Here is a 22394-nt window from a genome sequence, read left to right as displayed (position 1 = left end):
GCATCATTTCTCCGCTTTCCTGTCAAGGGCGCTGTGCGCGGCTTCCACGGTCTCACGAATCATCTCCTCCGTAATCCGGCTGCTGCCGCTTCCATCGGAATATTTTCTCAGGTATACCAGATACTCGATATTGCCCTCCGGGCCCTTGATCGGGGAAAAATCAATCTTCTCCGGCCAAAGCTCAATGCCGGCGGCAAAGGAAACGATCAGCCGGATCACCTCCTCATGCACTGCGGGATCGCGGACAACGCCCTTCTTCCCGACCTTCTCACGGCCCGCCTCAAACTGCGGCTTGATCAGGCACGCCAGTTCTCCCTGCGGCTCCATCAACGCCTTTACCGCCGGTAGAACCTTTGTCAGCGAGATAAAGGAAACATCCACGGAAACAAAAGAAGGCCGCTCCCGGATATCATCCGCCGTCACATAGCGGATGTTTGTCTTCTCCATGACAACAACCCTCGGGTCCTCACGAAGCTTCCAGTCCAGCTGTCCCCGTCCCACATCCACCGAATATACCTTGACCGCTCCGTTCTGAAGCATACAGTCCGTAAAACCTCCGGTGGACGCGCCTACATCCATGCAGACTCTGCCCGAGAGATCCAGACCAAAGCTCTTCACCGCCTTGTCCAGCTTCAGCCCGCCACGGCTCACGAACGGAAAAAGATCCCGTCCCTTCAGCGTGATCTCCGCTGTCTCCGCAAACGTCATTCCGGCCTTGTCCTCCCTCTGCCCGTCCACAAAGATCTCACCGGCCATGATCAGCACCTTTGCCTTTTCCCGCGAGGGAGCAAGTCCCCTCTCTGTCACCAGTATATCCAGGCGTTTCTTCGCCACGCTTCTTCCTCCCCTCGTCTCCGGTTTCTCCGCTGCCCGATGGCAGCAGGACCACAAAGGCCATACCTTACGAACAATAACCAGACTCATACAACCTGCGCGCTGTGCAGCTATTGGGCCGCATAAGCCTCACCTTGCGAACAGTAACCAGCCCGTCCCTTACAGGATTTCACAGATTCTCTGATAAACCGTCTCCGCGTCGATGCCGGCCGTCCGCATCTGTGAATCTCTGCCGGCGTGATGGATGTAGGTATCCGGAATGGCAATGATCTCTACATGCACCGGATGTTCCTCCGGCAGGCTCTTCATCTCATCGAGAACCTGTTCCCCGAATCCTCCGCATCTGACATTTTCTTCCATCGTCACGAAAAGATCATGGTCACAGGCAAGCTCCCGCAGAAGCTCCCGGTCAAGTGGCTTTACAAAGCGCATATTTACAACTGTCGGGTTCCATCCGTCCGCCTCAAGACGCTGCGCAGCCTCCACAGCCTCGGCCACCATGGAGCCCACGGCGAGAAGCGCGATTTTCTTTCCCTTCCGCAGGATCTCTCCCTTGCCCAGAACAATCTCCTCACGGCATTCCATCAGGCCGCTGTACGCTGCGCCTTTCGGATACCGGATGGCAACCGGTCCATCAAATGCCACGGCGAACTTCATCATATCGGAAAGCTCCCACTTGTTCTTTGGAGCCATCACGGTCATCCCCGGAAGCATGGTCAGATAGGAAAGATCGAATACTCCCTGATGTGTTTTTCCGTCCGCACCGACGAGTCCGCCTCTGTCAATCGCAAAGATCACATGCAGGTTCTGCATGCAGACATCATTCATTATCTGATCAAATCCTCTCTGAAGAAAAGAGGAGTACACCGCAAAAACGGGAATGAGCCCTCCGAGAGCCAGGCCCGCAGAAAACGTGACCCCGTGCTCCTCGGCGATTCCCACATCGAAGAACCGGTCTGGAAAACGATTCGCAAAGCGCTTCAGCCCTGTTCCCTCCTTCATCGCCGCGGTGACCGCCACGACATCCGGATTCCGTTCTCCCATCTTGACCATAACGGTAGAAAAAATATCCGTCCAGGTTACGGCCCCTCTGCTCTCCGGAATTCCGGTTGCAACGTCGAACGCGCCGGTCCCGTGAAATCTGGACGGATGCCGGACAGCCGGGGCATAGCCATGTCCCTTCTCGGTCTTCACATGCACGATCACCGGGCCGTTAATCCGCTTTGCGTCCTCAAAGAGACGAATCATCGCGGATATATTGTGACCGTCCACCGGTCCGAGATAGGTAAGTCCCATGTTCTCGAAAAGCATTCCCGGAATGACGAGCTGCTTGATGCTGTTCTTCGTCTTCCGGATCCGCTCGATTACTTCATCGCCGCCATGAAGCTTCTCAAGCTTTCCGGCCACCTGTTCTTTCAGATCCGTATACGCGTGAGACGTCCGGAGCGTTGCCAGATAGTCATGCATTCCTCCGACATTTCCGGAAATTGACATGTTGTTGTCATTTAGAACAATGATAAAATTCGTCTTCATCTGCGCGGCATTATCAAGCGCCTCATAAGCCATGCCACCGGTCAGCGCACCGTCACCGATCACAGATACAACCGTGTACTGCTGTCTTCGCAGATCCCTCGCTCTGGCGTAGCCGAGCGCGGCGGAAATGGAATTCGAGCTGTGTCCCGCGTCCCACGAATCACAGCTGCTCTCCTCCCGTCTCGGAAAGCCGGAAAGTCCGCCCTCCTGCCGCAGCGTTGAAAAGCGATCCATGCGCCCGGTCAGAATCTTATGCGTGTAGGACTGGTGTCCGACATCCCATAGGATCTTATCCTTCGGAAGGTTGAGCACATAATGCAGGGCAATCGTCAGCTCAATCGCTCCCAGATTCGACGCAAGATGCCCGCCGGTTCTGCTGACGGATGAAATCATGAACTGACGGATTTCATCCGCAAGCTCCGGGAGCCGGTTCGCCGGAATTTTCTTCACATCATTCGGTTTCTTGATTTTTTCCAGCATAGCCATCCCCCTCAATCTCTCTTCTGACATCTGTCCGACAGAATCAATTGGCAGTCATAGCATCCGGCTCTGTCTGACATCTGCTCTATCATCTGCTTCTGGAAGCCATGCGGACGAGAAGCTCCCGGAGGAATTCCCTGTCACCCGGCATACGGTCAAGAAGTTTCACCGCGACATCGGTCAGTTCCCTTACGGTCCTTTGTGCGCCGTCCACGCCCTGAAGCGTGACGTATGTCGTCTTGTCATTCTTCGTATCGGAACCTGCCGGTTTACCCAGCTCCTCCGTAGTACTGGTCACATCCAGAATATCATCCTGAATCTGGAACGCCAGACCGATCCGTCTTCCGATCTCCCTCATCGATTCGGTCTCGTCCTTGCCTGCTCCGGCGAGAACCGCCCCGATCATCAGCGGGGCCTCCAGCAGCGCGCCCGTCTTGTGGAGATAAATATAATCCAGCGTCTCCTTCGACAGCGCGCAGGTGCCGTTTTTGTCATTCTCTACGTCCACGCTCTGGCCGCCAAGCATACCGTACAGACCGGTTTCCCGCGCCAGAATTCCAAGTGCTTCCACAACAGACTGTGCATCCTCCGTCTGCCGGAAAGCCTGAAGGGCTGTCTCGTAGGCATAATTCAGCAAGGCATCCCCCGCCAGAATTCCAATTGCCTCTCCAAACACCGCGTGTGTCGTCTTTCTGCCCCGGCGCAGCTCATCATTGTCGACGGCAGGAAGGTCATCATGCACGAGAGAATGCGTGTGGATCATTTCAATGGCAGCCATGAACGGCTCCACGACCGTTTTCCTGCCGCCGAACATCCGATAGCTTTCCATCATCAGAATCGGACGGATCCGTTTGCCCCCGGACCGGATACTGTAGTTCATCGCCTCCGCCAATTTCCCCGGAACTGCGTCCTCCGCCGGAAGGTAACGCTCAAGAACAGCATCCGCCCGATCCCGGCGTTTCTTTAATTCCTCGTCAAAATTCACTTAATTCACCATCTTCGCTTATCTGAAGCATTTTTTTCTCAACGGTATCAATTTTCTCCCGACTGGATTTCAGAAGATCCATTCCCTCCTTGTAAACCGCGAAGGACTCCTCCAGCGGAATCTCCCGATCCTCCAGTTTCGCGATCAGCTCGTCCAGTCTTTGAAAGGATTCTTCAAGAGTCAGTTCCTTCTTCTCAGCAGATTCCATTCAGATCTCCCTCCTTCTCTTCCTCGTGTCTGTGACGCTGCTGCGGATGACTCCGTCTGTGACCGAAAGCAGCAGCTCGTCTCCCGGCCTGACCTGATCTACGGAAAAAATATTCCTGCCGCTTTCATCCTCAGCATACGAATAACCCTGATTCAGCTTCCGTATCGGAGACAGTCCATCCAGCTGCCGGATCAGCAGCTCCAGGCGATGTCTTCGCTCCGCAGTGATCTGCGCAGAACGCTCCCGCAGCAGATGGAGCTGATCATTCCACCGTCTCTTAGTCTCAATGAGAATCCGCTCCTGTCGCTCCGCCAGACGGTCCTCCAGGTCGGCGAGACGCTGTTTTTTCTCCCGCAGCTGATTGGCCGGACTCAGATACCGAACCTTTGCCCGGTCTGCCTCCAGCCGGTCGCGCGCAGCGGAAATGTTCCTCTCCATACCGGTGAGCATCCTGCCTCGGTACATTTCCATCCTGTGGAGAATCTCCCGTACATCAGCCACCGCAAGCTCTGCGGCAGCAGAAGGTGTCGGGGCGCGGAGATCCGCGACATAATCCGTGATTGTGGTATCTGTCTCATGACCGACAGCGGAGATGATCGGTGTCTGACAGTCAAAGACTGCCCGCGCGACCTCTCTCTCATTGAAAGCCCACAGATCCTCAATCGATCCGCCGCCACGTCCGACGATGATACAGTCCACCCCGAGCCGGTCCAGTGTCTCGATTCCCCGCACAATGCTCGGAACCGCACCCTCGCCCTGTACGAGAGCAGGATACAGAATCAGCTGAATATACGGATTTCTGCGGAGCGATATATTCCGGATGTCCTGTATGGCAGCCCCGGTCGGCGCTGTTACAATCCCGAGCGTACGGACGTACTTCGGGATCGGACGCTTGTATTCCGGCGCAAACATCCCCATATCCTCCAGTTCCTGCTTCAGCTTCAGAAACTGCTCGTAGAGAAGTCCGGCTCCCTCCAGCTCAATCTTCTTGGCGTAGAGCTGATATTTTCCATCTCTCGTATAGACCTCAACCGGCCCTGTCACAACGACGCGGTCTCCATCCTTCATCAGAAATCCCAGACCGCCCCTCCGGTCGCCCGAAAACATAACACACGATATAGCGGACTGCGCGTCCTTCAGTGTAAAATAAATATGGCCGGAGCGGTGATATTTGCAGTTGCTGATCTCACCCTTCACCGATATCATGCGCAGCGCAAAATCCTGCGCAAACATATTCCGGATGTATGCATTCACCTGTCCGACCGAATATATATTATGATTCAATACAGATCATTCCTTCTCTTCCCGTGCGATCTGTCCGAGAACGCCGTTCACAAAGGAGCCGGATTCCTCTCCTCCGTAATGTTTCGCGATCTCCACCGCCTCATCAATTGCCACTCCGGTCGGGATATCCGCGTCATACAGAATCTCATATACCGCGAGCCGCAGGACACTGAGATCCACCTTCGCCATACGGGAAGTCTTCCAGTTCCTGGACGCCTCGTTCAGCTTCCCGTCGATCTCCGGAAGCTTTTCGAGTATCCGGGAAAGCTTTTCGCGGATATATTTCTCGTCCTCCATCGTAACATCCTCAGCATTCGCAAAAGCGGGATTGTTCTCCCGCTCTTCCTCCCTGCTCTCATAGGAAGCGTAAGGAATCTCAACGAGCCCTCCCCGCATCTCATCCAGATACAGCGTTACCTGGTCATTCATCTCCTCTTTATCGGCAAACTGTTTCATAAAAAGAAGGCGAAAAATTGTCTCTCTCAGCTGGGTACGTATCATTCTCTCAATATCTCCCGATCTTATTCTTGTCTCACAAACTGCATAAACCGTCAGCCTTCGCCGCGCTTACTTATTTCTCACCCCGCACAGGCCGTCAGCCTTCACCGCGCTCACTTGTTCCTCAGCCTGCATGAATCCGTCAGCCTTTGAAGCGCTTACTTATTTCTCGACCTGCACATCGGCGACGCTCACGTTCACATCCGCAACCTCGAAGCCGGTCATCGTCTCCAGTGCGTTCTTCACTCTCTCCTGAACCTTCTTCGTCGTCTCCGGAATATTGTATCCAAACCGCATAATGATAATGATGTTCACACGGATCACCTTCTCCTGAAGTTCAATCCGTATGCCCTTGGCGAGAGCACGCGCGCCGGCACGGGATGCCTTCGCGTGAGTGATGCCTCCTCCAAGACACGCAACACCGTCATTCTCCGTCGCAGCGAGTGCAGCAATGGTTGCGATGACCTCATCCGCAATCTGAACGGTTCCGATGGTGTGATCGTCATAAATCATATATGTATTCTGCTTTTCCTTAGATCCCTTCTGTGACATAACTTCCTCCTTCATCGCTTCCGCTTTGCCGTCTGCCGCATGTCCCGGATGCCTGTCTCCTTCGGATAACCGATTTTGCCCTAATTATACCAAACACCGCCGTCTTTGTGAACTCTTCCCGATAAATCATCCCGGATAAACCCGACAAGTTCCTGACCGGTTCCTGTTCACACCTTCCTGAGAAACAGTCCCGGTCAACGGCCACAGCGGACGCCAGCGCCTGATTCTTCTTCCCGGCGGCTGCGTCAGTTCCGCGAGAACTCGGTCAGCACGAGGCCCTCGTTCCGGTCCAGAACCATCCCAACCGACCAGGAATTGACAAAGAGCAGCAGCGGCTGTCCCTTCATATCCTCAACCTTCTTCATATCGGAGGTCCCGACAATATGGTCCAGATCAACATCATGCCAGTTTTCGATCCATCGGATATACTCATAAGGCAGCATCTCAAGCCGGATGTCCACATTGTACTCATTTTCAATCCGGAATTTTAGCACATCAAACTGAAGGACGCCGACCACGCCAACGATGATCTCCTCCATTCCGCCGTGAATCTCCTGGAATACCTGAATCGCACCTTCCTGTGCAATCTGACGGATTCCCTTCACAAACTGCTTTCTCTTCATCGAGTCAATCAGTGTAACCCTTGCGAAATGTTCCGGCGCAAAGGTCGGAATTCCCTCGAAACGGAATTTCTTGCCCGGCGCGCACACCGTATCGCCGATTGAGAAGATACCCGGGTCAAAAACGCCGATGATATCGCCCGCATATGCCTCATTCACCACATGCCGGTCATCTGCCATCATCTGCTGCGGCTGCAGAAGTCTCATCTTCTTGTCGCCCTGCACATAATACACCTCACGGTCCGCCTCAAAACGGCCGGAGCAGATGCGCATGAAGGCAAGCCGGTCCCTGTGATTTTTGTTCATGTTTGCCTGTATCTTGAACACAAAGGCAGAAAAATCTTCCTGCATCGGATCTATGAGACCCTCGTCCGACATCCTTGCCAGCGGAGGCATTGTCATCTTCAGGAAATGCTGCAGGAAGGTCTCCACGCCGAAGTTTGTAAGCGCCGATCCGAAGAAAACCGGAGAGAGTTTTCCCTCTGTCACCTTCTTCTGATCAAATTCCTCGGCTGCTCCGTTCAGAAGCTCCATCTCCTCCTCCAGCTGTTCCTTCTGATCCTCTGTGATAACATCCAGAAGATGCGGATCATCGAGAGAGATCTCCTCTTCCTTTCCCTCCTTTGTTCCCTTCATCGTATCCGAGAACGTCAGGACTCTCTTTGTATCGCGGTCATACACACCGCGAAAGCTTTTCCCGGAACCGATCGGCCAGTTGATCGGGCATGTCGGAATCCCCAGTTCCTTCTCAATCTCATCAATCAGATCAAAGGTGTCCCTTGCGTCTCGGTCCATCTTGTTGATAAAGGTAAAAATCGGAATATGCCGCATGGCACATACCTTAAACAACTTTCTCGTCTGCGGCTCCACACCCTTGCCGCCGTCAATCACCATCACCGCGGAATCCGCAGCCATCAGCGTGCGGTAGGTGTCCTCAGAGAAGTCCTGGTGTCCCGGTGTATCCAGCAGGTTTATGCAATAGCCCTCATAATTGAACTGAAGAACGGACGATGTAACGGAAATTCCTCTCTGCTTCTCAATCTCCATCCAGTCAGATACCGCATGTCTTGCCGTCGCCTTTCCCTTGACAGAGCCTGCAAGATTAATGGCGCCGCCGTACAGCAGAAATTTCTCAGTCAGTGTCGTTTTACCTGCATCCGGGTGGGAAATAATCGCAAAGGTACGTCTCTTTTGAATCTCTTTTCTATAATCAGCCACGTTCTATACTCCTAATCCGATCGCAGAGCCCTTGACCGGAACATTGTCACGCTATCCGGGGCGCACCTGTCCGGTACGCCGTTCATTCTCTGCACTGCTTTGACAACTTCTATCTAAACCTTATAAATATAGCACAGAGAAAGTTTTTCCGTCAATGGTTGAAAGAACCGGCGATCCCACCAAATGATGGTTCAAAAAACAATGATCATGCTTATTTGACAACCTGCACTTCTCTGATTATCCTGAATATAAGCACACCGATTGCTCTGATGAAGCGGTTGTCTTCCTTCCTGAAGATAACGCCCGCTGCAGATATGAAAGAGGGGGATCCCGATATGGCAGAAAACAAGAAGATACAGAACACCATTGAACAGTACAAAAAGCACAGCAACTATGAGCGTTTCACGGAATCAGGCAGGAAACTCTTTCAGGGTTTCGACCAGGAAAAAATCATCCGGCACTATCACCTTGACGCAGATGACTCCATGATTTCTTTCCGTTATCTTTCCTTTCCCGCCCGTATTCTCAGACACACCTGTGAGGTTCAGATTGATTCGCCCTGCCCTTCAATGATTTCTTCCGAGGCTGCGTCCCCTTCTGAAACCGGCTGGCGTAAAGCCGCACCGGGGATTGCCATGACGGTCTACGAGATGTTTACCTACTCTCTTGACGGTGAGGTGCCGATTCCTTCCGGTGAATGGGCATCCGTTTCCAGGCTTGGAGGCATCATCGGCGCGTATCATGCCACCTCTCTCGTCTCGAATTCAGACAAGTCTCTGTTCGCGGGGAAAAGCGATGCTTTACGAAAAGCCTGCCTGGCTATTCATGGTACGCCTGCTCCCGGAAACGCAGATGTAAGCTTCATCCTTCCCGTATTCGACAACTTCCCGGTCTGGTTTCAGTTCTGGGATGGGGATGAAGAATTTCCGGTGAATTACCAGTTTCTTCTGCCGCAGAACGCTCTCCAGTTTATCCGCTATGAGACGGTCTGGTATCTGATTGGTACCATCCGCGACTGCCTCGAGGATTTTATTAACATGCCTGATGTGTTAAAAGACCGCCGCTTTTCTTCGTTCGAAACACCGAATAAATGAGATCACCGGTTCCTCCGTCCACGATCTGCCCCTGCAGGCCGTGGATCAGGAAGAACCGGTGATCTTCTGTTCTGTCCGGTGACGTATATGCTGTCGTCTCCTTATGCATGCCATTTATACAAATCTGCTGACAGATTCAGTTGTTTTGCGCCTGATACGCTGTCTATTATTTACGCGGCAGTTCCGGCTGCTCCTGTCATTGTGCTGTCTCCCGCGCCAGTATCTGTCGAACCGGTTCCGGCAGCACCTGTGCCCCCGTTGTCCCCGGTACCCGGATTCCCGGTTCCAGCACCGCTGTTGTCCGTATTTCCGGAATTGTCCACTGCCCCGTTTCCGGTTCCCGAATCTGTAGTCCCCGGATCTGTTGTCCCCGGATTCGTTCCAGAATTCGTCGCACCGGGATTCGTACCTGATCCGTCTCCCGCATCTCCGTCTCCGGCATATTCCTGACCGTTGTATCCGTCAGCCGTTCCGCCGCTGTAATCATTCTGCCCATATGTACCCGAGCCGCCGGTTCCGTTTTCTTCCTCGTAATATGAATCCTGGGAGCTGTCATATCCGCCCGAATACGCGTTCCCGCTGTCCGTATTGTACGAATAGGTGCTGCCTCCGTCTGTTGTATTGCCGGAGGAACCGCTGCCGGAGGGTGTTGTTGTGTCAGAGCTCGTCGAAACTTCCGCCTTTTTTGCCGCCTCCTTCAGAGATTCACTGATCTTCTTATTGTACAGGTAATGCTGAAGATAAGCGCTGTTAATCTCAAGATCAGGAACCAGGACAGACATTCCGCTGATCGTCTGAGAAGTGTAGCCGCCATCCACCGGAATACGGTAGCTCTTTGAATTCAGCTTGATGTCACCGCTGAATACGGTCTTTACATATTTCAGGATTTCCTTGTTGCTCAGATCTGTCTCAAAATACGGGATCAGATCACTGACCATGCTGAGGATCTTCGTCACACTTGATTTCTTGGCTTTTTTGAATACCGCGGTCAGAAGCTTTCTCTGCCGCTCGGTTCTCTCCCAGTCAGAGTTTCCGACATATCGCATCCGGCTGTACGTAAGTGCCTGCTCCGGTGTCAGCGAATTCACCCCGGCTGTAAGTCCCCATGCTTTTGACACAGAAGCATTATCCTCTGCCGAGCCGAGTCCTTCGTTTGCATTCATATAATTTGCTTCGTCCTCGGTGAGTTCTATATCGAGGTCGCCGATCTTCGTCATAGTCTCAAGGAAACCGTCAAAATCCACAACGACATTGCCGTCAATGGTGATTCCGAAATCCTCCTTGATCACCTGGTCGAGAAGACTCATCCCGCCGAATACATACGCGGCATTAATCCGGTTCGCTGAATATCCGGGAATCGGCACATACATGTCACGCATCAGCGATACCATCGTGATCTTATTGGTTTTCGTATTAATCGACGCGATAATCATCGTATCGGAACGCGTTCTGGTTTTCTGATTCGAACGTTTATCCTGTCCGATCAGCAGAATATTCTTCACATCATCACTGTCCATGACATCGATATTACCAGCATTAAAATTGACGTCGTCCGCGTTCATCGTGTCGCTTCCCGCGCTGGAATCCACCTCAAAGGTCTCATCGCTCCTTGCCACATAGGCCTCATTGGACTTGTCAACTCTCTTGATACTGTTTAGTGTTCCTTCCAGGAACAGGAAGAAAATAATCGCAATTGCCGCAAGTACAGCGATGACCAGGATTAAGATCGTCAGAGCAGTTTTCTTTCGTTTTTTTCTGTTTGCCCTTTTCCCGGAACGGCTGCGCCTCATCTCGTCATTCTGTCTTCTTCCGGAGCTTCGGTACTCCCGGTCGTCGTCCGTCCCTCTCCCGTTCCTTCGGTACTCCCGGCCATCGTCCGCTCTTCTCCCGGAGCTTCGGTATTCTCGGTCATCGTCCCCTCTTCTTCCGGAACTTCTGTACTCCCGGCCGTCATCCGTTCTTCTCCCTGAGCTTCTGTGCTCCCGGCCGTCATCCGTTCTTCTCCCGGACCGCCTGTACTCCTGATCGTCGTCTGACTCTCTGCTCATAAATTTTCTTCCTCTTATAATATCTATTATTCCTGATCCATGCTCCGCGTGCACTCTCCGGGTCTTCTGACCCGCATATGTGCACAATAGCAGAATTTATTTTTTCCGTCAAGCAGCGAGATAAAACACGCTGCGCGATTTTTATCTCGCTATCGCGACGTTCGCCGCACACGAATACTTCGCATTCGGCTGCGGATCACTGTTCGCGTAAAAAAGGCCGCCGCATTGCGGCAGCCCTTAACAACTCTGCAGAGCCTGTCTCAGCTGAGATGCCAGATGTCTTTATTGTACTGAGCGATGGTCCGGTCGGAGGAGAAGAATCCTGCCTTCGCGATATTCACAAGCTCCTTCTTGTACCAGCTCTTACGGTCATTGAAGTCATCGAACATCTTCTCCTTCGTCCGGATATAATCCTCAACGTCGAGAAGAGTCATGAACCAGTCCTTGGAAATCAGCTCATGGTGGAGTCTCTCAAGGCTTACCGGATCGCCGACACTCTTCACTTCACTTCCGATGATAAAGTCAACCAGTCTGTGAATCAGCGGCACGTTGTCGTAATAGTCCTTTGCCTTGTAGCCTTCGGTCTCATAGAGCTTCACAACCTCTTCCGATTTCTTTCCGAAGATGTAGATGTTGTCATCTCCGACAAGATCATGAATCTCTACATTGGCGCCGTCCTCGGTTCCGAGGGTGATGGCTCCGTTCAGCATGAACTTCATATTGCCTGTGCCGGAAGCCTCCTTGGAAGCAAGAGAGATCTGCTCAGAGATATCCGCAGCCGGGATGATTTTCTCCGCCTTGGTAATGTTGTAATTCTCAATCATGACAACCTTGAGGTACGGACTTACCTCCGGATCCTTTGTCGTCAGCTCCTGCAGACAGAGAATCAGGTGTATGATATCCTTTGCGATGGTGTAGGCCGGAGCTGCCTTGGCGCCGAAGATCATTGTGATCGGCCGCTTCGGGAGATTGCCCTTCTTGATCTCAAGATATTTATAGATCGCGTACAGCGCATTCATCTGCTGACGCTTATACTCATGCAGACGCTTTACCTGTACATCAAAGATCGAGTCCACATCCAGAACGAGGTTCTGTGTCTCATACAGATACTCAGCCGCCTTTTTCTTGTTGTGATGACGGATTCTGCCGATCTCATTGAGCACCTTCTCATCATCATAATATTTCATCAGTTTCTCCAGCTCCATTGCATCCTTGCGGAATCCGGGTCCAATCAGAGACTCGATATAGGACGTGAGCTCCGGGTTGGAGGCGATGAACCAGCGGCGGAACGTAATACCGTTTGTCTTGTTGTTAAATTTCTCCGGATAAAGCTTATAGAAATTCTTCAGCTCGGATTCCTCGAGTATCTTCGTGTGAAGAGAAGCGACACCGTTGACCGAATGCCCGTAATGGATATCCATCGATGCCATATGAACCAGATTGTCCTTGTCGATGATGTAGGTTGTCTCATCCTTCACCTTCGCCCGTACTCTCTTGTCCAGCTCCCGAATGATCGGAAGAAGATGCGGTACTGCTTCCTCCAGATAATCGATCGGCCATTTTTCGAGAGCTTCCGCGAGGATTGTGTGATTGGTATAGGCACAGGTCTTTGTGACAACCTCAATTGCCTCATCCATGGACAGACCGCGCGCGGTCAGAAGACGGATCAGCTCCGGAATTACCATGGACGGATGGGTGTCGTTAATCTGCACAGCGACATACTCATCCAGCTTATGAATGTCTACTCCTCTTTCGTCCGCTTCCTTCAGAATCAGCTGCGCAGCATTGCTTACCATAAAGTACTGCTGATATACACGCAGAATTCTTCCGTCCCGGTCACTGTCGTCCGGATACAGGAACAGGGTGAGATTTCTCTGGATATCTCTCTTATCAAAATTGATGCTGTCCGGCTGAACCATGCCGTCATCGACCGAATCCAGGTCAAACAAGTGCAGCCGGTTGCATTTCCCGGTCTCATATCCCGGAATATCGATGTCATACATCGTAGATTTCAGAGTAAATCTGCCGAACGGCACCTCAAACGATTCCGGGCGGCGCTCCAGCCAGCTGTCCTTGCGAATCCACGGATTGATGACCTCATGCTGCTTGTTGTTCAGAAATTCCTGACGGAACAGCCCGTAATGATAGTTCAGACCCACTCCGTCTCCGCACAGATTCAGCGTAGCGATTGAATCCAGGAAACATGCGGCAAGACGGCCGAGACCGCCGTTTCCGAGCGACGGCTCATTCTCAAGTCCCTCAATATCTGCAACACAGAGCTTGTATTTCTTCAGGATGGCATTCACCTTGTCATAGAGTCCAAGGTTGATCAGGTTATTGGAAAGCAGCTTTCCGATCAGAAACTCGGCGGAGATGTAGTAGAGCTTCTTCTTGCCTTCTACCTTCGGACGTCCCTCCATCTCTTCTTTCGTGATCTGCATCAGAGCCTCAAAGATTTCCTCCTTTGTACAGTCCCTCAGCCCTCTGCCGAAACGCACCGTCAGAATCTTCTCGATTCTCTCCTCCATAACAGCATCCGTCGTATCTACGCTTTTTCCTTCCATTGTTCCCATGCTTTGATTCTCCTTATTCTCTCACATGTTGTTGTCTCAAAGTATAACTTCTGTCTAAAGTTCAGTCGCAATGTCCCTGTGTCCTCATTTCGTGGCACAGCTGTTTACGGTTTCCGTTTCCTTTGTACTATCTTTCGGATTAACCTTCGTGCGGTCCTTTGTCCGGTCGTTTCGTTTGTTCCGTTCTCTTGCCGGGAGTCTGTCACTGATCTCCGTCAGCTCGCGGATTTTCCCTGCCGTGTGCACATCGAACTGTCCCGGGACAAGCCTCCACTTCCAGTTGTCTCCAAGGGTAGACGGCTCATTGATTCTTGCCTCATCGCCAAGTCCAAGATAATCCTGAACCGGAATAACCGCCAGATTCGCGACACTCATCAAGGCAAGCCTTACAAAATCCTCCTCCGGAACTACTCTGTGCCCGAGATACTTCTTTGCAAAGGCCTTTCCCCTTCGATTCAGATTGCGGAACCATCCCACAATCGTCTCGTTATCATGAGTGCCCGTGTATACCACGCAGTTTTTCTCGTAGTGATCCGGGAGGTATCCATTGTCCGGACTGCCGTCAAAGGCAAAGCCCAGCACCTTCATCCCGGGATATCCGGTTTCCTTTACCATTTCTACGACATCATCGGTCAGGAAGCCCAGATCCTCCGCAATGTAATTCTGATCCCCGAGCTCAGATTGAATGGCACGAAACAGCTCTATGCCGGGGCCCTTCTCCCAGTGACCATTTCTGGCATTCGGCGCGCCGAAGGGAATTGAATAGTAACCCGCAAATCCACGGAAATGATCAATTCTGACCGAATCATAAAGCTCCGCGCATCTCTTCATTCTGCGGATCCACCAGCGGTATCCTGTCTGTCTGTGATAATCCCAGTTGTACAGCGGATTCCCCCAGAGCTGTCCGTCAGCGGAAAATGCATCCGGCGGACATCCCGCGACCCCGGAAGGTTTACCGTCACTGTCGAACTGGAAGAGCTCCCGGCCTGCCCAGCAGTCCGCGCTGTCCATTGCCACATAGATCGGAATATCTCCGATAATGCCGATTTTCTTCCCGTTCGCATAATCCTTCAATGCCTTCCACTGCTTCGCGAATTCAAACTGCAGGAAGCAGTAGTATTTTACCTCTGTCTGGAGCTCACTCTCCGCCGCCTTTAACGCCTCAGGATCTCTGTCCTTCAGCTCCGCTGGCCAGCGGCTCCATTCCTCTCCGCCGCGGCTGTTCTTGATTGCCATGTACAGAGCATAATCCGCAAGCCAGTCCCGATTCTTCTCACAGAAAGCCTCCAGTTCATCCTGCCCCTGTGATTCACGCTCAAACCGGTCGAAGGCCTTCTTCAGGACCTTGAAGCGGCTGAAGTAGATTTTCTCATAATCTACATATTCGGGGTTCTGACCGCAGTCCGCCTCTTCGCATTCCTCAGTGGTAAGAAGTCCCTCCTCTCTCAGCTTATCCAGCGAAATATAGTAGGGGTTCCCGGCAAAGGTGGAAAAGGACTGATACGGAGAATCCCCGTATCCGGTCGGACCCAGTGGCAGGACCTGCCACCAGCTCTGCCCGGCCTCCTCTAGCCGGTCCACAAATTCAAACGCTTCATCCGAAAAACCGCCGATTCCATATCGGGTCGGCAGTGATGAAACCGGAAGCAAAATACCACTTGTTCTCATTTTCACCTCGTTCTCCTGTACTTCCTGTGCAATTCCGTCTCAAACCGCCCATTAGAGCAGGTTTCTCACGGAGTCCGCCTCGGAAAGCTCCGCATCATAGATGAGATGCTTCTTTGTTGTATCGCCCATGATCTGGGCTCTCAGCAGTTCCACACTGGACTTTACCATCTTCTGAACCGGCTGCACCACGGTGGTGAGTGACGGATACAAATACCGTGAAAGCTCGATTCCGTCAAATCCAACCACGGAAATATCCCGGGGTATCTTCCTGCCGGAATCATAAATGGCCTTGTAAGCCCCGGTAGCCATCCGGTCCGAGATCACAAAAACCGCGGTGAAATCCGTGCCGGACTCCAGCAGCTTCTTCATGGTCGCGTACCCGTTTGCCTCTGTATACTCGGGAATGCTGTCATCCAGATAGCGGATCAGTTCCGGATCCATCTCGATTCCACTCTCATTGATCGCCCTGCGATAGCCGGATTCACGCAGAAAGGCTACCGTGTGATCATGCTTCTTGCCTGCGATAATCGCGATTCTGCGGTGGCCCATCCGGATCAGATACTTCACAACCTTGTAAGCCTCTTTCTCATCATCAATGGACACCGAAGAGACATTCATGTTCGTCATATTTACACTCACGGCACTTGCGACAGAACACAATACAAAGGGAACCTGTATATTCCCGAGCACTGCCTCGGGATAATCGAGTCTTCCGCCGAGAAAGATCATACCTTTAAGTCTTTTTTCCTTCGCGATTTCCTCCGCCTCGTACCCCTCATCAATTTCCTCAGGCATCGAGTGAAGGAGGAATTCATAATTGTATTTCTCCAGTTCCTGTTGAAAGTAGGGATACATCCCCTGGAAGAAAGGATTGTTCATACCCTTGCTCATCAGTGCAATCGTATTTGACTCTGCCATCTTCAGGTTTCTGGCGCTGTTATTCGGCACATACCCGAACTGCTTAGCGACCTGCAGCACACGTTCCTGCGTCTGGCTGTTAATGCCATGGTCATTATTGATTGCCCTTGACACAGTACTGATGCTTACATTGCAGATTCTTGCAATATCCTTAATTGTTAACCCCGCCAACTTCTCAACTTCTCCTCAAATGTCTCTTCTGCAGTCATCATATCTGCTGATTTACAAAAATATGCAGTACGACGCAATCTGCAGTATAGCTCGTCTGTCACACAATGCACAATATGAATGCTTTCGGAAAAAGCCTCTTCGTGCATGTGTTTTCTGATAGGAAACGTTTCCAATCAGTGCTCTGAAAAAACCCGCATCCGTCTGTCTGACGACGCGGGTTCTGTCCACATTAAATAATGGCTTATTTGCTTATCAATGTCAAGGTCATTCCATGTTAAACTAGTCTTCAGATTCTGCCGTATATACTGCAGATCTTATCAATTCTGTCGGAAAGCTGCTCCGTTATCTGTCCTTCCTTCAGTCTCCACACCCAGTTTGTACCGGTCGTGCTCGGATGATTGATCCGGGCAGAATTGTCCAGCCCAAGCCAGTCCTGTATCGGTACCACACAGAGATCCGCTACACTGCTCTCAACCAGACGAATGGTTCGGTCCACAATCTCCCGGTCATCCTCTGTATCCGTTCCCAGATAATCCTTCAGCTCCTGCCTCTCCCCGGGCATAATGTTTCCGAGCCAGCCCAGCAGTGTTTCATTGTCGTGCGTTCCCGTATACACAACACAGTTGCTGTTGTAATTGTACGGGTAATACGCAGCTCTGCCGCTGGAGTCTCTCGAATCGAAAGCGAATTCGATCACCTTCATATTCGGGTATCCGGTTTCTTTCACCATTTTCTTCACGGTATCCGTAATGTAGCCGAGATCTTCCGCGATAATCCGGATATCACCGATTTTTTCCCGGATCGTATCAAACAGGTCTGTGTTCGGTCCCTTACACCAGTGTCCCCCGATTGCGTTCGGGCTTCCCGCCTTGATGGAGTAATACTCATCAAAGCCTCTGAAGTGATCGATCCGGATCACATCATACAGCTGCGCGCATTTTGTAATTCTCTTCAGCCACCAGGCATATCCGGTCTTCTTGTGATACTCCCAGTCATACAGTGGATTGCCCCAGAGCTGTCCATCTGCGGAAAATCCGTCAGGCGGACATCCGGCTACACTGGTCGGCAGGTTGTTCTCATCTGTCTGGAACAGTTCCGGGTGTGCCCAGAAATCCGCACTGTCCGGCGATACATAGATCGGGATATCCCCGATAATCCGGATACCGTTCTCGTTCGCATATTTCTTCAGTTTTGTCCATTCCCGGTTGAACTCGTATTGAATATATTCATAGTACAGAATCTCATCCGCAAGTTCCTGTCTCGCCTTTTCCATGGCATCGGGTCTCCGGAAGCGGATATCCGCATCCCACTCGGAAAAGCTTCTTCCCCCGAAGTGGTCCTTCTCTGCCATAAAAAGAGCGTAATCTTCAATCCAGTACCCGTTCTCGGACAGAAATTCCGCAAAATCCGGACGCTCCTGCCCCTTCCAGTTCTGAAATGCCTTTCTCAGGACTGTATATCGCGTGTTGTAAAGCCATCCGTAATCTACACGGTCCTCCCTTGCGTCCTCTTCCGGCTCCGGGATATCCTCTTTCCGGATCAGCCCCTGTCTCTCGAGTTCCTCCGGACTGATAAAATAGGGATTCCCTGCAAAGGTAGAAAAAGACTGGTAGGGGGAATCTCCAAATCCCGTCGGTCCAACCGGCAGAATCTGCCAGTATTTTTGTCCTGCTTTTTTCAGAAAATCCACGAACCTGTACGCTTCCTCCGAGAAGCACCCGATTCCGTATTTTCCGGGAAGACTGAAGATCGGCATCAGTATTCCGCTAGCCCTCATTATTTTCTTCCTTTCCTCAGGCCCGGGACAACCGGGCCCATTCTTTAGATTTATTCATCAGCCTTTAACGGCGCCGGCAACGACACCCTCGATAATATACTTCTGCACTGCCATGTAGAAGATGACAATCGGGATGATTGCAAGAACGAGAACCGCCATCATAGCGCCCCAGTCAACCTGACCGTGAGACTGCTTCAGATACTGAACGGCGATCTGGATCGTCTTGTACTTGTTGACATTCAGTACCAGAGAAGGCAGAAGGTAGTCGTTCCAGATCCACATCGCGTCCAGAATGGAAACCGTGATCAGCGTCGGCTTCATAACCGGGAGGATAACCTGGAAATAGCACTGTACCGGTGTGGCGCCGTCGATCATTGCCGCTTCCTCCAGCTCAATCGGGATCTGCTTTACAAATCCGGTGAACATGAAGATCGCTAGTCCCGCTCCGAATCCCAGGTATACAATGCAGATGCCGACCGGGTTCGAGAGATGAAGAATGTTCGCGAACTTGGAAAGCGTAAACATAACCATCTGGAAAGGCACGATCATAGAGAACATGCACAGAAGATATACCGTTTTTGTCGCCACGTTCTTTACACGGATGATGTACCATGCAGTCATGGAACACAGAAGCACGATCAGTGCAACAGAAACCACGGTAATAAATACCGAGTATCCGAAGCAGCGGAAGAAATCCGTCTTCTTGACTGCCGTTGCATAGTTGGTGAGTCCTACAAAGGTCTTGTGGATTCCCGCGCGCCATCTGTCAAAGCCCTGTGACAGCTCTACATTACTGATTCCGAAAGGATTCTTGAAGATGTATGCTTTTCTCTTAAACGAGTTCAGCACAACGATAAGGATCGGCAGAATCCAGAAGAAGGAAAGTACCGAGAAGAACACGGTCAGTGCTGTGCCGTGCTTCGATTTTCTGGCGGCAGACACTTCATTCTCTTTTGTTTTTTTGACTTTCATTGTATTTGCCTGTGCCATTATGCTTCTACCTCCTTACGCGTTGTCAGCTTATTCTGAACGAGTGCGATGATCGCAACCAGAATAAAGAAGATAACTGCCTTTGCCTGTCCTACCCCCTGCCATCCGGTGGTTCCGTACATGGTATCGTAAATGTTCAGCGCAAGCAGCTGTGACATCTTGCCGGGATTGCCTCCGGTCAAAGCAAAGTTCTGATCGAAAAGCTTGAATCCGTTCGTCAGTGTCAGGAAGGTACAGGTCGCGATGGTCGGACGAAGCATCGGAATGATGACACCCTTCATCAGCTGCCAGTTATTGGCTCCGTCGATTTTCGCCGCCTCGAGAAGATCCGCCGAAATATTCTGAAGACCTGCGACATAGATGATCATCATATATCCGATCTGCTGCCAGCAAACGACAACGACCAGGCCCCAGAACGCTGTCCACTGTGTGGATACAATCGTCTTGGAATATTTTGCGAGAATCGCGTTGAAGATCATCAACCAGATGTAGGAAAGGATGATGCCTCCGATCAGATTCGGAAGGAAGAAGGAGGTACGGAAAATATTGGTACCTCTGATTCCCTTTGTGAGTGCAAGCGCGATAAAAAACGCGACAACGTTGATAATCAGTACCGTAACTACCGTGAACAGGCAGGTGTACCACAGCGAATGGATGAATGTGGTATCCAGTTTTCCGCTGACGAAAAAGATTCTGGTGTAATTGCGCAGCCCCACCAGCTTCCAGTCCGTAACTGTCGTGAATTTACAGAAGGAAAGAAATACGCCATATACGAATGGTACGATAAATCCGATCACGAATGCCGCCATTGTGGGAAGCACGAAAAGCGGCCAGTATTTTTTTAATGGTTTTGACATAGAAAGCCTCACTTTAGAACAAAGACAGTTTCAATAAGCACACTCACTGATTTTTCAGGCGAGCAAAAGGGCTGTCGCGATGATCACTTTTGTTTTTCATCCGGCAGCCCCTTTATTTTTCTGCTAAGGTGTCATCACTTTATTTATGATGGCATATTCTTCATATGTCTGCGTGCCACCTGATTATTTGCTGTTTTAATCATCCCCCGAAGGATTATTCAGAAGCGGATTCCTGCTGAAGTTTCCACTGATTTGCCCATCCGTCTACAAATGCGGTCTTAACTGCATCCCAGTCGCCGGTTCCGTCTGTGTAAGCGGTAAGCGCAGATACAACATCAGCTCTCCAGTCATCTACGTTCGGTGTGGAGTTGAATGCCCATGCAACGGACTTCTTGCCCTCATCATTGAGCTTCTGTGCTACAGCGCTGAACTCGTTGGTCGGTGCGTAGTCTCCGGTAAATGTATCAAACGGGCAGGAAAGACCCATTGTTGAGTTCAGAGCCTCGCGTCCCTCGTCAGAGGTGATTACCCAGTTCAGGAAATCAAGAGAAGCCTTGATGTCAGCATCAGATGCCTTGCTGTTGACTGCCCAGTGGTTCTCGGTACCTACGCAGAGGCCCTCATTCTTGTCGTCAACGCCGAAGTAGATCGGGATCATGGTAAGATCATCATCTGCTGTGAGATAACCATTTGTTCCGTCAGCATCCTTCAGTGCGCTGTACTCCCAGTCGCCGTTCTGGTAGAAGACTGCCTCTTCCATACCGAACTCCTGCTCAGCATTGTAGGTGCCGCCTGCAAGTGTCTTCGGATCAGCACCGGAATCAGATACATACATATCCCATACCTTCTTGTAGTTGTCCAGGTATGTTCCCTTGATGGTAGCCTCTCCTGCTGTCGGATCCTCAAGTCCGTCGTCTACGAACTCGTAGTACAGCGGCATATTCGCAAGGTGTCCGGAGAATCTCCAGGATGAGGAGTCATCCAGTCCTGCGGAGGTGAATGCTCCGGTCAGATCATATCCGCCTGCCTTGTTGATCTCGTCCAGACGGCTCTGGATATCGTCAGCAACCTCTTTCAGCTTGTCAAAGCTGTCGATGTCATCGATAGAGGAGATCTTTGCGTTGTCAAGACTGCAGTATGTGTCAAGGATTGTCTTGTTGACGATGATGCCGTATGCCTCGTAGCAGTTCGCGATACCAGCAACCTTGCCGTTGTATACAACATCCAGGCTGTGATCGCTGTCATGCTTGTAGAGCTCGCTATCCTTCAGGTCGTATGTGTAATCATCCCATGTCTGTGCGTCTGTGGAAGATCCGATGTTGAAGATTGTCGGTGCTTCGGACTTCGCCATCTCAGACTGAAGTGTGGTCGCGTACTGTCCGTCAGCGGCGGTAAGTACATTTACCTCAACTCCGGTCTGCTTGGTGTAGGTCTTCGCCAGATCCTGCCAGGCGTCATCTGTCTCCGGCTTGAAGTTCAGCATGTATACCTTGCCGCCGTCAGATCCGGTTGATGCTGTTGCGCTGCTCGATGCAACATCTTCGGTGGTGCCGGCAGATGCGGATGCAACGCTGCTGTCTGCTGCACTGCTGGAAGAAGCAGCAGAGCTTGTTGAAGATGTTGAAGATCCGCAGGCAGCGAACATGGAAGCTGCCATTGCTGTTCCGAGTACGAGACTGAGAACTTTCTTTTTCATGTGTTTATCCTCCTTTGATTTACACATTTTAGCCGCGGGAATCTATTTTCCCACGAGCTTTTTCTTACCTTTAGATAACGTTTTCGAACTTTTCCTCTCCATGAATCAAAATTGCTTTAAATCCTTTATTTTAAAGGATTGTATCATATTCGGATTTCATTGGAAACGTTTTCTATGTTTAGAGAATAGCACCTGTTGGAAACGTTTTCAATAGCAAATCAACTTTTCGTTAATACTCTCAAATCGAGGCACCTCTTTTTGTGCACCTTTACTGTATAAGTCCAGTCGCAATGTTCTTGGCCCACGGGGAGCTTGCTCACCAGTGGGCAAGAACATTAGCGACGACAACAGGTATGAGCATGAAGTGACGCTTAAGCGGCACAAAGCACA

General features: G+C 51.2%; 17 protein-coding genes. 1 reads left to right on the top strand and 16 read right to left on the bottom strand.

The features are described from left to right. Positions 1-3 precede the first annotated feature (3 nt). From ACTQ3A_RS05685 to ACTQ3A_RS05650, 8 genes are all read right to left on the bottom strand, one after another. Positions 4-834: a TlyA family RNA methyltransferase gene (locus ACTQ3A_RS05685; RefSeq protein WP_441494321.1), complete on the bottom strand. Its 831-nt coding sequence runs from the start codon at positions 832-834 to the stop codon at positions 4-6. A 159-nt stretch (positions 835-993) separates the two neighbouring features. Next, on the bottom strand, positions 994-2847 hold the full coding sequence (dxs, locus tag ACTQ3A_RS05680) for a 1-deoxy-D-xylulose-5-phosphate synthase (RefSeq protein ID WP_441098885.1): 1854 nt from the start codon (positions 2845-2847) through the stop codon (positions 994-996). Positions 2848-2935: 88 nt separating this feature from the next. Then, a complete protein-coding gene (locus tag ACTQ3A_RS05675) occupies positions 2936-3832 on the bottom strand; it encodes a polyprenyl synthetase family protein (RefSeq protein WP_441098886.1) in 897 nt (298 codons plus the stop codon). Beyond that, positions 3822-4040, bottom strand: coding sequence for an exodeoxyribonuclease VII small subunit (xseB, locus tag ACTQ3A_RS05670; RefSeq protein ID WP_441098887.1), 219 nt, complete (start codon positions 4038-4040; stop codon positions 3822-3824). Before xseB ends, ACTQ3A_RS05675 begins: the two co-directional genes overlap by 11 nt. Then, positions 4041-5324 carry an exodeoxyribonuclease VII large subunit gene (gene xseA, locus ACTQ3A_RS05665; RefSeq protein ID WP_441494319.1) on the bottom strand — a complete coding sequence of 428 codons (1284 nt, stop codon included), beginning with the start codon at positions 5322-5324 and terminating at the stop codon, positions 4041-4043. A 6-nt stretch (positions 5325-5330) separates the two neighbouring features. Beyond that, entirely contained in the window at positions 5331-5780 is a 450-nt protein-coding gene (gene nusB / locus ACTQ3A_RS05660; protein ID WP_441495262.1) for a transcription antitermination factor NusB, read from the bottom strand. A 204-nt stretch (positions 5781-5984) separates the two neighbouring features. After that, positions 5985-6374, bottom strand: coding sequence for an Asp23/Gls24 family envelope stress response protein (locus ACTQ3A_RS05655; RefSeq protein WP_441098890.1), 390 nt, complete (start codon positions 6372-6374; stop codon positions 5985-5987). A gap of 245 nt (positions 6375-6619) precedes the next feature. Further along, the gene (locus ACTQ3A_RS05650; RefSeq protein ID WP_441098891.1) at positions 6620-8212 is read right to left on the bottom strand and encodes a peptide chain release factor 3; all 1593 of its coding nucleotides are present in this window, start codon (positions 8210-8212) and stop codon (positions 6620-6622) included. Between the two features lie 335 nt (positions 8213-8547). Between ACTQ3A_RS05650 and ACTQ3A_RS05645 the strand changes: the two genes are divergently transcribed. After that, a complete protein-coding gene (locus ACTQ3A_RS05645; RefSeq protein ID WP_441098892.1) occupies positions 8548-9306 on the top strand; it encodes a DUF3786 domain-containing protein in 759 nt (252 codons plus the stop codon). Between the two features lie 170 nt (positions 9307-9476). On the opposite strand, the gene ACTQ3A_RS05640 is transcribed toward ACTQ3A_RS05645, so the two are convergent. The 8 genes from ACTQ3A_RS05640 to ACTQ3A_RS05605 all read right to left on the bottom strand — a co-directional run bounded on the left by ACTQ3A_RS05640 (position 9477) and on the right by ACTQ3A_RS05605 (position 22004). Beyond that, positions 9477-11354, bottom strand: coding sequence for an LCP family glycopolymer transferase (locus ACTQ3A_RS05640; RefSeq protein WP_441098893.1), 1878 nt, complete (start codon positions 11352-11354; stop codon positions 9477-9479). A 260-nt stretch (positions 11355-11614) separates the two neighbouring features. Beyond that, positions 11615-13882 carry a glycogen/starch/alpha-glucan phosphorylase gene (locus ACTQ3A_RS05635; RefSeq protein WP_441098931.1) on the bottom strand — a complete coding sequence of 756 codons (2268 nt, stop codon included), beginning with the start codon at positions 13880-13882 and terminating at the stop codon, positions 11615-11617. A gap of 129 nt (positions 13883-14011) precedes the next feature. Continuing rightward, positions 14012-15628, bottom strand: a complete 1617-nt coding sequence (malQ, locus tag ACTQ3A_RS05630; RefSeq protein WP_441098932.1) for a 4-alpha-glucanotransferase — start codon at positions 15626-15628, stop codon at positions 14012-14014. A gap of 18 nt (positions 15629-15646) precedes the next feature. Continuing rightward, positions 15647-16684: a LacI family DNA-binding transcriptional regulator gene (locus ACTQ3A_RS05625; RefSeq protein WP_441098894.1), complete on the bottom strand. Its 1038-nt coding sequence runs from the start codon at positions 16682-16684 to the stop codon at positions 15647-15649. Positions 16685-16970: 286 nt separating this feature from the next. Continuing rightward, the gene (malQ, locus tag ACTQ3A_RS05620) at positions 16971-18461 is read right to left on the bottom strand and encodes a 4-alpha-glucanotransferase (RefSeq protein WP_441098895.1); all 1491 of its coding nucleotides are present in this window, start codon (positions 18459-18461) and stop codon (positions 16971-16973) included. Positions 18462-18518: 57 nt separating this feature from the next. After that, positions 18519-19433 carry a carbohydrate ABC transporter permease gene (locus ACTQ3A_RS05615; protein ID WP_441098933.1) on the bottom strand — a complete coding sequence of 305 codons (915 nt, stop codon included), beginning with the start codon at positions 19431-19433 and terminating at the stop codon, positions 18519-18521. 17 nt (positions 19434-19450) lie between these two features. After that, a complete protein-coding gene (locus ACTQ3A_RS05610; RefSeq protein WP_441098896.1) occupies positions 19451-20308 on the bottom strand; it encodes a carbohydrate ABC transporter permease in 858 nt (285 codons plus the stop codon). A gap of 214 nt (positions 20309-20522) precedes the next feature. After that, positions 20523-22004 carry an ABC transporter substrate-binding protein gene (locus tag ACTQ3A_RS05605; protein WP_441098897.1) on the bottom strand — a complete coding sequence of 494 codons (1482 nt, stop codon included), beginning with the start codon at positions 22002-22004 and terminating at the stop codon, positions 20523-20525. Between the last annotated feature and the right edge of the window lie 390 nt (positions 22005-22394).

It is taken from the genome of Bilifractor sp. LCP21S3_F8, assembly GCF_052117805.1.
Classification (GTDB): Bacteria; Bacillota; Clostridia; order Lachnospirales; family Lachnospiraceae; genus Bilifractor.
Note: the sequence above shows the minus strand (reverse complement) of the source record. Positions and strands in the feature narration are given on the sequence as shown.

Excerpts from the sequence above, each read along its gene's own strand:
- dxs (WP_441098885.1), bottom strand. The coding sequence starts at position 2,847 with ATGCTGGAAAAAATCAAGAAACCGAATGATGTGAAGAAAATTCCGGCG.
- xseB (WP_441098887.1), bottom strand. The coding sequence starts at position 4,040 with ATGGAATCTGCTGAGAAGAAGGAACTGACTCTTGAAGAATCCTTTCAA.
- nusB (WP_441495262.1), bottom strand. The coding sequence starts at position 5,780 with ATGAAACAGTTTGCCGATAAAGAGGAGATGAATGACCAGGTAACGCTG.
- ACTQ3A_RS05655 (WP_441098890.1), bottom strand. The coding sequence starts at position 6,374 with ATGTCACAGAAGGGATCTAAGGAAAAGCAGAATACATATATGATTTAT.
- ACTQ3A_RS05645 (WP_441098892.1), top strand. The coding sequence starts at position 8,548 with ATGGCAGAAAACAAGAAGATACAGAACACCATTGAACAGTACAAAAAG.
- ACTQ3A_RS05640 (WP_441098893.1), bottom strand. The coding sequence starts at position 11,354 with ATGAGCAGAGAGTCAGACGACGATCAGGAGTACAGGCGGTCCGGGAGA.
- ACTQ3A_RS05635 (WP_441098931.1), bottom strand. The coding sequence starts at position 13,882 with ATGGAGGAGAGAATCGAGAAGATTCTGACGGTGCGTTTCGGCAGAGGG.
- malQ (WP_441098895.1), bottom strand. The coding sequence starts at position 18,461 with ATGAGGGCTAGCGGAATACTGATGCCGATCTTCAGTCTTCCCGGAAAA.
- ACTQ3A_RS05615 (WP_441098933.1), bottom strand. The coding sequence starts at position 19,433 with ATGAAAGTCAAAAAAACAAAAGAGAATGAAGTGTCTGCCGCCAGAAAA.
- ACTQ3A_RS05610 (WP_441098896.1), bottom strand. The coding sequence starts at position 20,308 with ATGTCAAAACCATTAAAAAAATACTGGCCGCTTTTCGTGCTTCCCACA.
- ACTQ3A_RS05605 (WP_441098897.1), bottom strand. The coding sequence starts at position 22,004 with ATGAAAAAGAAAGTTCTCAGTCTCGTACTCGGAACAGCAATGGCAGCT.